This window comes from Flavobacterium sp. UBA7680, from assembly GCF_002482975.1.
In the GTDB taxonomy this organism is placed as follows: domain Bacteria; phylum Bacteroidota; class Bacteroidia; order Flavobacteriales; family Flavobacteriaceae; genus Flavobacterium.
This window is the reverse complement of the sequence record NZ_DLHA01000019.1, coordinates 196,592-208,254: the sequence shown is the minus strand read 5'-3', so window position 1 is coordinate 208,254 and position 11,663 is coordinate 196,592. Positions and strand designations below refer to the sequence as shown.

Sequence of the window (11,663 nt, the reverse complement as noted above, 5' to 3'; positions counted from 1 at the left end):
ACCCAAACGTCTCTTAAAGATGTTTTTTAAGAGACGTTTTTATTAAACGAAATATATCATGAAAAAATTATTTTCAACACGTTATACGGCCTTATTGCTTTGCGTAGTAGGATTTGGGTTATTGTCTGTCTCTTGTGATGATGAAGCAATTCCGCTGCGTGACCCAAACGGACAAACAGGCCCTGAATTTAAATATACATGGGCTCAGACAGCCGATTCTTTACAGCTTTCAACTTATAATAATTATCTGGGATCAAACGGAACTTTTGTACAAAACAATGCTGGAAACAGCACCTTTAATTACTGGCCAAATGCTCACGTTCTGGATGTTTTGGTAGACGGTTATTTAAGAACTGGTAATGAAAATTACAAAACCAAAATGAAAGCTTTGGTACAAGGAATCAAAATTAAAAACGGAAACAATACCTACAACAATGTTTTTAATGATGATATGCTTTGGCTTGCTAATGCCTGCGTTCGTGCTTACAATGCAACAAACGATCAGGAATACAAAGACGTTGCAGACTTTTTATGGGAAAGAATAAAACTAAGCTGGAGTGATGTTTTTGGAGGAGGAATCACTTGGAAACAAGATACACCAAAACAAAAAAATGCCGTATCAAACGGTCCGGCTGTAATTCTTGCCCTAAGATTATATGAAATCGATAATGATCCGGATGATTTAGTTTGGGCGAAGAAAATTTACGCATGGCAAAAAAGCAATTTAGTTGATCCGGTTTCGGGAGCTGTTTGGGATAATATTTCAGAAGTAAACGGAGCAGTTGTAACCAACAAAGACTGGGTTTTTACCTATAACATGGGAACATGGATTGGTGCAGGTTTAAGATTGTACAAAGCTACAAATGAGCAGACTTATCTTGACGATGCCGTAAAATCAGGAAGAAATGTTTTAACCAATCCAAAATTACTTTCAGAAGGACTTTTGAGAGACGAAGGACAAGGCGACGGAGGATTGTTTAAAGGTATTTTAGTACGCTATTTTACAGAACTTATAGAACAGCCAACCATCAACTCTACAGATACAGAAAAATTTGCCTCATTTCTGAAATTTAATGCAGAATCATTCTATAAAAAAGGGATTTTAAGACCTACAATGCTTTCCGGAAACAACTGGAAAGTAGCGCCATCAGCAGGAGCAAGCGTTGATTTAACGACTCAGCTGAGCGGTGTAATGTTAATAGAAGCAGCTGCCAAGCTGGATAAAGATGGCTTTTTTGATTAATTAGTAAGTTAGTATTTGTTAGTAATTTTTGTAACACCTGAAGGAAATAAACAGCCTTCAGGTTTTATACTATTTAACCATTCAACAGAAAAGCAGTTCTGCAATTTCAAAAAAATAAAATATTATAATGAAGAATAAAATCACAATTATATGTTTTCTTTTGGTAAGCCTTGCATCCTTTGCACAATGGAAACCACAAGGAGATAAAATCAAAACAAAATGGGCAGAACAGGTAGACCCAAACAATCCGCTTCCTGAATATCCCCGCCCCATAATGGAAAGGAACCAATGGAAAAACCTTAATGGTTTATGGAACTACGCCATACAACCCGCAGGACAAACAGCGCCAAAAGGCTACGAAGGAAAAATACTCGTTCCTTTTGCTGTTGAATCAAGCCTTTCGGGCGTAATGAAAAAAGTAGGATCAGAAAACGAATTATGGTATGAAACCAATTTTACGGTAGACAGCAACTGGAAAAGTAAAGACATTTTACTGCATTTTGGAGCTGTAGACTGGAAAACAGAAGTTTGGATTAACGACGTAAAAATTGGAACACATACCGGAGGATATGTTCCTTTTAGTTTTAATATAACACCTTTCCTAAATGGAAAATCCCAAAAACTGGTTGTAAAAGTTTGGGACCCAACAAGCGACGGAACACAGCCAAGAGGAAAACAAGTTAAAAATCCTGAAAGTATCTGGTACACACCTGTAACCGGAATCTGGCAGACCGTTTGGTTAGAACCAGTTAGTAAAAAACACATTACCAATTTAAGAACAACACCAGATATAGACCGCAATACCATCAATATCAATGCAGAAGTAGAAGGAATTTCAGCAGGAGATATTGTTGAAATTACCGTATTTGACGGAGCTAAAACAATTGCAGTAGAAAAAGCAGTTGCAGGTCAGCCGCTAGATATTGTAGTGAACAACCCAAAATTATGGTCGCCGGATTCCCCATTTTTATATGATATCAAAGTAAAACTAATCAGCGGAAGCAAAGTAACCGACGAAGTGAAAAGCTATTTCGCAATGCGTAAAATTTCTTCAAAAAGAGATGATAAAGGCATCGTGAGAATTCAGTTAAATAACAAAGACTGTTTTCAATTTGGCCCTCTGGATCAGGGATGGTGGCCTGACGGATTATATACCGCGCCAACAGACGAAGCTTTAAAATACGATCTTGTCAGAACCAAAGAATTAGGTTTCAATATGATCCGCAAACACGTAAAAGTAGAACCGGCAAGATGGTATACACATTGCGACAGAATGGGATTTTTAGTATGGCAGGATATGCCAAACGGAGACGACGGTCCAATTTGGCAAATGCACAAATACTTTGAAGGCACAGAATTAAAAAGAACAGCACAATCTGAAGAAACATATAAAAAAGAATGGCGAGAAATAATGGATCATTTATATTCTTATCCAAGTATTGTAGTCTGGGTTCCGTTTAACGAAGCTTGGGGACAATTTAAAACAGTTGAAATTACAGAATGGACAAAAAATCATGATCCAAGCAGATTAGTAAATTCATCAAGCGGCGGAAACCATTTTCAAACTGGAGATATGTTAGACATTCACCATTATCCTGAACCAAATTTAAAATTGTATGACGCACGCAGAATCACAGTTTTAGGCGAATACGGCGGAATTGGTCTTCCGGTTACCGGACATTTATGGCAGACAGATAAAAACTGGGGATACACTCAGTTTAAAAATAATGACGAAACAACCGCCAAATACAGAGAATACGCAGAACAGTTAAAAACATTAGCAAAAGTTGGTTTTTCGGCAGCAGTTTACACGCAGACAACAGATGTTGAAGGCGAAGTAAATGGTTTTATGACCTACGATCGTAAAGTCGATAAAATGAATTTTTCTGAAGTAAGCAAAATAAACAAAGAAGTCATTAACGCTATAAATAATTAAGTTTTGATAAAAGACAGATATAAACTTTTTAGCTTATTTGCGTTACTTGTTTTTACTCAAATCAATGCGCAAAATGTAACGGTATGCGAATCTAAACCCCCGGTAGATTGGGTAAATCCATTAATAGGAACAGATTCTGATTACGGAGTTTCAAACGGAAATACGTATCCCGCAATTGCAATGCCGTGGGGAATGAATTTCTGGACACCACAAACTGCCGGAATGGGCGATGGATGGGCGTATACCTACAAATCAAGCAGAATTAAAGGTTTCAAACAAACCCATCAGCCTTCGCCGTGGATGAATGATTACGGTCAGTTTTCGATAATGCCCGTAACCGGCGCACTAAAATTTAAGGAAGAAGAAAGACAAAGCTGGTTTTCGCATAAAGCAGAAATCGTAACGCCGTATTATTACAGCGTTTATCTGGCAGATCATAATGTAACAACCGAAATCACGCCAACAGAAAGAGCCGCCAGATTTAGGTTTACATTTCCCGAAACAGATAAATCGTATGTTGTTGTTGATGCCTTTGATAAAGGATCGTATGTGAAAATAATTCCGTCAGAAAGAAAAATTATCGGTTTCACTACTAAAAATAGCGGCGGAGTTCCGTTAAATTTCAAAAACTACTTTGTCATTACTTTTGATAAAGATTTTGAAGTACATTCTACCTTCAACGGAGATATTTTAGGAAACGCTCTAGAAATGCAGGCAGATCATGCCGGAGCCGTAATTGGTTTTAAAACAAAAGCCGGAGAAAAAGTAAATGCTCAGGTCGCTTCGTCATTTATAAGCTATGAACAAGCAGAACGAAACCTGAAAGAAATTGGAAAAGACGATTTTGACGAGCTTAAAGAAAAAGGAAAAGAAACCTGGAACAAAGAATTAAGCCGAATAAAAGTCGAAGGCGGAACACAAGACCAAATGGGAACTTTTTATTCCTGCTTGTACAGATCGCTTTTGTTTCCGAGAAAATTTTTCGAATTTGATAAAAACAAAAAACCAGTACATTACAGCCCTTACAACGGAAAAGTTTTGCCGGGTTATATGTTTGTCGATACCGGTTTCTGGGATACTTTTAGAGCATTATACCCTTTTTTAAATTTAATGTATCCGGAATTGAATGCCCAAATGCAGGAAGGACTTTCAAACGCATACAATGAAAGCGGATGGCTGCCGGAATGGTCAAGTCCCGGATTACGTGATATTATGGTGGGAAACAACTCCGCATCAATCGTATCTGAAGCTTATTTAAAAAGCGGAAAAGGAAATAAATACGACATCGAAAATTTATACAAAGCCGTAATTCATGGCGCTAATAATGCAGGTCCGCTAAAAGCAGTTGGACGCGCAGGAGTAGATGCGTACAATACTTTAGGTTATGTACCGCAGGATGTGGTAAACGAAAGTGCAGCCAGAACATTAGAATACGCATACGATGATTTTGCGATTTATCAATTGGCGAAAGCCCTGAACAAACCCCAGTCAGAAATTGATTTGTATAAAAAGAGAAGTTTAAATTATAAAAACCTTTTTGATCCGAAATACAATTTGATGCACCCAAAAAACAGCGACGGAAAATTCATGGAACCTTTTGATCCTTTTCAATGGTTTAACGGATTTACAGAAGGAAACAGCTGGCATTATTCATGGTCTGTTTTTCACGACGTACAAGGTTTAATTAATTTAATGGGCGGAAATCAGGTATTTGTTTCACAATTAGACAAAGTATTTTCTGCGCCTCCTGTTTTTGCAACATCAAACTTCACTGGCGGAGTAATTCATGAAATGCGAGAAATGCAGATTGTAAACATGGGACAATATGCACATGGAAATCAGCCTATTCAGCACATGATTTATCTTTACAATTATGCAGCAGAACCGTGGAAAGCACAATATTGGGTAAGGGAAACCATGAACAGAATGTACCACGCAGCGCCAGATGGTTATTGCGGAGACGAAGATAACGGACAAACTTCGGCCTGGTATGTATTTTCTTCTTTAGGTTTTTATCCCGTTACTCCCGCTTCAAATCAATATGTTGTTGGAGCACCATTGTTCAAAAAAGTAACTATTGAATTGGAGAACGGAAAGAAAATAGAAATCAATGCTCCCGAAAACAGCAATCAAAACAGATATATCAAAGACATGAAATTCAATGGAAAATCATACACAAAAAACTGGTTAAGCCATTCTGAATTAATGAATGGAGCAACATTAGATTTTGATATGTCCACATCGCCAAATTTAAACAGAGGAACCAGTAAAGAAGACGTTCCATACTCATTAACAAACGAATAATAAAAGGTTTTGACCTTTATAATTTTAAAATATACAACAAATGCAAAGAAGAAAATTTATCCAAAACGCTGCATTATTTGGCAGTTTAGCCCTTATCGATCCTATGGAAATTATTGCAGGAACTAAAATGGTCAAAGATTTCCCTATTGTAAGGGTTGCAAAAGGCAAAAGAAATTTTGAAAGTGATTTTATTGAAAAAACAATCGCCGAATTTCAAAAGAATGTAAAAGACAAAGAATTAGGATGGTTATTTAATAACTGTTTCCCAAATACGCTGGACACCACAGTAACCTTTTCTCAAAAAAACGGAAGACCAGATACGTACGTGATTACCGGAGATATTGATGCCATGTGGCTTAGAGATAGTTCTGCACAAGTTTGGCCGTATATGGCTTTTGCAGGAAAAGATACAAAACTAAAAAACCTGATTGCAGGTGTCATAAACAGACAAACCGAATATATCCTGAAAGATCCTTATGCGAATGCATTTTATAACGATCCCAACAAAAAAGGCGAGTGGACAACAGATCACACCGATATGAAACCCGGCGTTCACGAAAGAAAATACGAAATAGATTCACTTTGCTACCCAATCAGGTTAGCTTATAATTACTGGAAAAATACCGGAGACACTTCTCCATTTGATGAAAATTGGGTAAAAGCCATTAAAACAACACTAAAAGTATTTAAAGAACAGCAGCAAAAAGACGGTAAAAATCCATACACGTTTCAAAGAACAACGCAATTTGCTACAGATACAAGACCTTTAAAAGGTTACGGATATCCGGTGAAACCAGTTGGTTTAGTGTGTTCGGCTTTCAGGCCAAGTGACGATGCAACCGTTTTTTCTTTTCTGATTCCCTCCAACTTCTTTATTGTAGCCAGTATGAAACAAGCTGCAGAAATGTTGGAATCTATTAAAAAAGATACAGCTTCAGCACAGGAATTAAGAGCCTTAGCACAAGAAGTTGACAAAGCAATTAAAGAATACGGAGTAGTAAAACACCCAAAATACGGTGATATTTTTGCATTTGAAGTAGACGGTTTTGGCGGTCATTTATTGATGGATGATTCCAATGTGCCAAGTTTATTAAGCCTTCCGTACTTAGATGCCATTGATGTGAATGACCCAATTTATCAAAATACCAGAAAATTTGTCCTTTCAGAAGATAATCCGTTTTTCTTTAAAGGAAAAGTAGCCGAAGGAATAGGAGGCCCGCACGTAGGTATGGATATGATCTGGCCAATGTCATTGGTTATGAGAGCCTACACAACATCAGATCAAAATGAAATAAAACAATGTATCAAAATGTTGAAAGCATCACACGGAGATACTGGTTTTATGCACGAATCGTTTCATAAAGACGACGCTAAAAATTTCACCAGATCATGGTTTGCCTGGACAAACACCTTATTTGGAGAATTATTATGGGACACCTATCAAAAAAATCCAAAATTACTGGAGCTATAACTTATTTGTAAAACGTTTTAATTTTATATAAAATGATAAAATTCAACAAGAATATCGTTCTTGCAGCCCTTTCCATATCATTTTTTGGCTATAATGCGGCGGCACAAAAACCGGGCGGCGGACTTGCAAAAGGAAAATATACAGCGCTGGTAAATCCGTTTATTGGAACTGCACCTTTATTAGATACCAAAATAATTGGCTACACACCGCCCGCAGATATGCGCGTATGGGCAGGATTGGTTTTCCCGGGTTCATCAGTTCCCAATGCAATGGTTCAGTTAAGTCCAATGACAAAATACAGATCCGGAGCAGGATATGAATACGAAGACACCGAAATTTTAGGATTTACACATACCAACAAAGGACATTGGAATTTGTGTCATATTCCGCTTTTGCCTGTTTCAGAAGGAGCATCATTTCCGTATAAATCATCCTTTAGCCACGATCAGGAAAAAGGAAGTCCGGCGTATTATGAAGTCTATTTAAAAGATTATAATGTACAGGTAAAATTAACTTCGACATTGCGTTGTGGTATTCATGAATACGCTTTTAAAAATAACAAAGGGCGAAAAGTGCTTTTTGATTTAGGAAGAGCAAACAATCACGTAGACGATTGGCAGATTAAACAGGAAGGCGCAAATGCCGTAAGCGGTTTTCAAAGAACCGGAGGCGAAAAAATATATTTCTACGCCGCTTTAAGCAGTCCAATTGATAAAGTAGATATCAAAGATATCGCTAAAAGCAACGGTTATGCATTGGTAAATATTAAAGACGGAGATACAAAACCCGTAACGGTTAAAATAGCTTTATCATTTGTGAGCGTAGAAAATGCAAAAGAAAATTTAAAAGCCGAAGTTGGGGATAAAACCCTGACTAAAGTTTTTGAAGAAGGAAGTACACAATGGGAAAACCTGCTTTCTAAAATTCAGGTAAAAGGCGGAACAGAGCAGCAAAACGTTATGTTTTACAGCATGTTGTACAGATCGTTTTTATGGCCTGCCTTACGCAGCGACGTAAACGGACAATTTACAGATGAAGCCGGAAAAGTAAGAAAAGAAAATTACCATTATTACACACTTCCTTCCTTATGGGACGATTACAGAAATAAACTCGTTTTATTAAGTATTTTTTCTCCGGAAGTTACCAGCGATGTAATCAGTTCCATTATCAACGAAGGAGAAATTAAAGGTTTTATTCCAACATTTTTTCACGGAGATCACGCAGCATCATTCATTGCAGGTTCATACATGAGAGGAATTAGAAATTATGATGTTAAAAAAGCATATGAATTATTATTAAATAACGCCTATAAAGAAGGCGGAACAAGACCCCATATTGCAGAATATATTGCAAAAGGTTATGTGCCGGAACAAGATATTAAAGATCCAAAGATAGAAACGGTAGCAAATGCCGGCGTTACAAAAACGTTAGAATATGCTTATGACGATCACGCACTTTCCTTATTGGCAAAAGAACTGAACGATACAGAACATTACAATGATTTGGTAAAACGTTCTAAAAACTATGCAAACGTATTCGATAAATCGACTACTTTTATGAGAGGAAAATTAGCAGATGGTTCGTGGGTTACGCCGTTTAATCCGGAGTTTCCGTATTACGAATACATGTATAGAGAAGCAAATGCATGGCAGGTTTCTTTCTTTACGCCACATGATATGCCGGGATTAGTAAAGCTTTACGGAGGCGCAAAACCTTTTGAAGCAAAACTGGACGAATTGTTTACAAAACCATGGAACCCAAATTATATTGCCTGGAATATTTCTGGTTTTATTGGCCAATATTGTCATGGAAACCAGCCGGATCATGAAGCTCCATTTTCGTATTATTTTGTAAACAAACCAGAGAAATCACAGCAAAGAATAGACGAAATATTAGAAACGATGTACGGAATTGGCCCTGAAAAACTGGCCATGAGCGGTATGGATGATGCGGGCGAAATGTCTTCGTGGTATGTGTTTGGAGCATTGGGACTTTACCCGTTATCTCCCGCCGATCCTGAATATATTGTAACCGTTCCTATTTTTAAAGAAGTTTCGTGGACAACGCCGGCAGGCAAAAAAGTAACCATTAAAAATCCAAATGGAAAAAGAAATCTGGAAACGATTAAAGTAAACGGTTCTAAAATAGACAGTTATTTCATTTCTCACGATTTGTTTAAAAATGGCGGAGACATACAACTTACAACAAAATAACAGTATTTTATAAATAAAAATAACGTCCCACGAAAATGGGACGTTATTCATATAAAAACGTTTTTTATGAAAAATATAAAATTATTTACATGCTTATTATTGCTTTTGAGTATTTCAAATGTGCATTCGCAGCAAACCAATTTTGAAATCACATCACCAAACGGAGAATTAAAAGTTTCGGTTAATTTGAGTGATAAAATTTATTATTCAATTACAGCAGGAAACGAAGTTTTAACCTCAAAAAATCATTTGGCTTTAGTTCTTAAAGATGAAACTTTAGGTTTAAATCCAAAATTAAGCGGAAGCAAAACAGGAAAAATAAAAGAAGAAATTAAACCCGTAGTTCCGTTGAAATTTTCATCTGTTTCTAATAATTACAATTATTTATTGCTGAATTTTAAAGGAAACTATTCAGTAGAATTCAGGGCTTTTGATGAAGGAATTGCATATCGGTTTATAACCGCAAAAAAAGGAGAAATTGAAGTAATAAACGAGGATTTTACAGTTAATTTTTCAGACGATTATGTACTGCATTTACAACAGACAGGAAGTTTTAAAACTTCTTATGAAGAAGCCTATTCACAAACGACAGTCAAAGATTGGAAACCTTCAGATAAAATGTCAACACTTCCCATTTTAGTTGATACAAAAAAGCAATACAAAATTCTAATAAGTGAATCTGACCTTTCTGATTACGCAGGAATGTTTTTAAATGGAACAGGAACTGGCGTTGTATCGACTTTTCCAAAAACACCTTTAGAATTTGGTCCAGATGGCGACCGAAGCCTTAAAATTTTAAAAGAAGCCAACTATATAGCAAAAACACAAGGAACAAGAAATTTACCGTGGCGTTATTTTGTCATTACAAAAAATGACAAACAACTGATAGAAAATACAATGACGCTGAAACTCGCTCCAAAAAGTGAACTAAAAGATGTGTCATGGATAAAACCCGGACAAGCCAGCTGGGAATGGTGGAATGGCGCAACGCCTTATGGTCCGGATGTTAATTTTGTTTCAGGATATAATTTAGATACGTATAAGTATTACATTGATTTTGCCTCAAAATTTGGCATAAAATATATCATTATGGATGAAGGCTGGGCAAATAACACAGAAGATCCCTATTCGCCAAATCCAAATGTAAATGTTCAGGAACTTATTCGCTACGGAAAAGAAAAGAAAGTCGGCATCGTATTATGGCTTACTTGGCTTACAGTAGATAAAAATATGGAGCTTTTTAAAACCTTTAAAGAATGGGGAATTGCCGGCGTAAAAATTGATTTTATGGATCGAAGCGATCAGGTAATGGTGAATTATTATGAAAAAGTAGTAAAAGAAGCGGCCAAATATCAAATTTTTGTAGACTTTCATGGCGCATTTAAGCCATCAGGTTTAGAATACAAATACCCAAATTTAATTTCCTACGAAGGTGTAAGAGGAATGGAGCAAATGGACGGTTGTAAACCAGACAACAGTTTGTATTTTCCTTTTATGCGAAACGCAGTCGGCCCAATGGATTACACGCCGGGCGCAATGATCAGCATGCAGCCGGAAGTGTACCGATCTGAAAGACCAAATTCTGGAAGTATTGGCACAAGAGCCTATCAGCTTGCTTTGTTTGTAGTGTTTGAAAGCGGCCTGCAAATGCTGGCAGATAATCCAACTCTTTATTATCGTGAAAAAGAATGTACCGATTTTATCACTTCTGTCCCAACAACTTGGGATGAAACCAAAGCCTTAGAAGCCAACGCCGGACAATACGCAATTGTAGCCAAAAGAAAAGGAACAAAATGGTTCATTGGAGGAATCACAAACAGCGCCGAAAAAGAACGTTCTTTTGAAATAAAATTAGATTTTCTAACGTCAAAAAAGTACAAATTAACCACATTTGAAGACGGAATTAATGCCGGATATCAAGCGATGGATTACAGAAAAAAAAGTACTGAAGTCAGTAAAAATGATGTCCTGAAAATCAAAATGGTTAGAAATGGAGGATGGGCTGCGGTTTTAGAAGAGATTTAGAACTAACGAAATTTTTGAAAGATATTGTTAATTTTTAATTGTCTGTTTAGTCCCTAACGGGACAAAATGAATGCGGGCATTGATATATTTCTACTGATATTAAATCCCTAACGGGATAAACTAGTTTGGGCGTTTGTATATTATTACAGATATAAAATCCCTACGGGATAAAGCAAATAAAATGTTGCATAATTTTTTGTAAACATTTCAATCGATTGTGTGCTATCCCGTAGGGATCTAATATCAGTAGAAATATATCAATGCCCGTAATTATTTTGTCCCGTTAGGGACTAAACAAATAGTCTTGAAGTAAATACAATTAAAAAAAATAATTAATTACGGTTTTATCCCAAAGGGATTTTATATGTGGAGCAATATGATAAGACTAGTTTATCCCGTTAGGGATTTAATATCGGTAGCAAAAATCAATTACCGAAATTATTTTGTCCCGTTAGGGACTACACCTTTTAA

6 protein-coding genes are annotated in these 11,663 nt (G+C 36.6%); all 6 read left to right on the top strand.

Annotated features, from left to right (window positions below; all coding sequences use genetic code 11):
• Positions 1 to 58 precede the first annotated feature (58 nt).
• The 6 genes from B3C18_RS05815 to B3C18_RS05790 all read left to right on the top strand — a co-directional run bounded on the left by B3C18_RS05815 (position 59) and on the right by B3C18_RS05790 (position 11,192).
• On the top strand, positions 59 to 1,243 hold the full coding sequence (locus B3C18_RS05815) for a glycoside hydrolase family 76 protein (RefSeq protein WP_291143809.1): 1,185 nt from the start codon (positions 59 to 61) through the stop codon (positions 1,241 to 1,243).
• Positions 1,244 to 1,370: 127 nt separating this feature from the next.
• On the top strand, positions 1,371 to 3,179 hold the full coding sequence (locus B3C18_RS05810; RefSeq protein WP_291143807.1) for a glycoside hydrolase family 2 protein: 1,809 nt from the start codon (positions 1,371 to 1,373) through the stop codon (positions 3,177 to 3,179).
• Positions 3,180 to 3,182: 3 nt separating this feature from the next.
• Positions 3,183 to 5,483: a GH92 family glycosyl hydrolase gene (locus B3C18_RS05805; RefSeq protein WP_291143805.1), complete on the top strand. Its 2,301-nt coding sequence runs from the start codon at positions 3,183 to 3,185 to the stop codon at positions 5,481 to 5,483.
• A 40-nt stretch (positions 5,484 to 5,523) separates the two neighbouring features.
• Positions 5,524 to 6,954, top strand: a complete 1,431-nt coding sequence (locus B3C18_RS05800; protein ID WP_291143803.1) for a glycoside hydrolase family 125 protein — start codon at positions 5,524 to 5,526, stop codon at positions 6,952 to 6,954.
• Between the two features lie 32 nt (positions 6,955 to 6,986).
• A complete protein-coding gene (locus B3C18_RS05795; protein ID WP_291143802.1) occupies positions 6,987 to 9,167 on the top strand; it encodes a GH92 family glycosyl hydrolase in 2,181 nt (726 codons plus the stop codon).
• 66 nt (positions 9,168 to 9,233) lie between these two features.
• Positions 9,234 to 11,192: a glycoside hydrolase family 97 protein gene (locus B3C18_RS05790; protein WP_291143801.1), complete on the top strand. Its 1,959-nt coding sequence runs from the start codon at positions 9,234 to 9,236 to the stop codon at positions 11,190 to 11,192.
• Positions 11,193 to 11,663 lie beyond the last annotated feature (471 nt).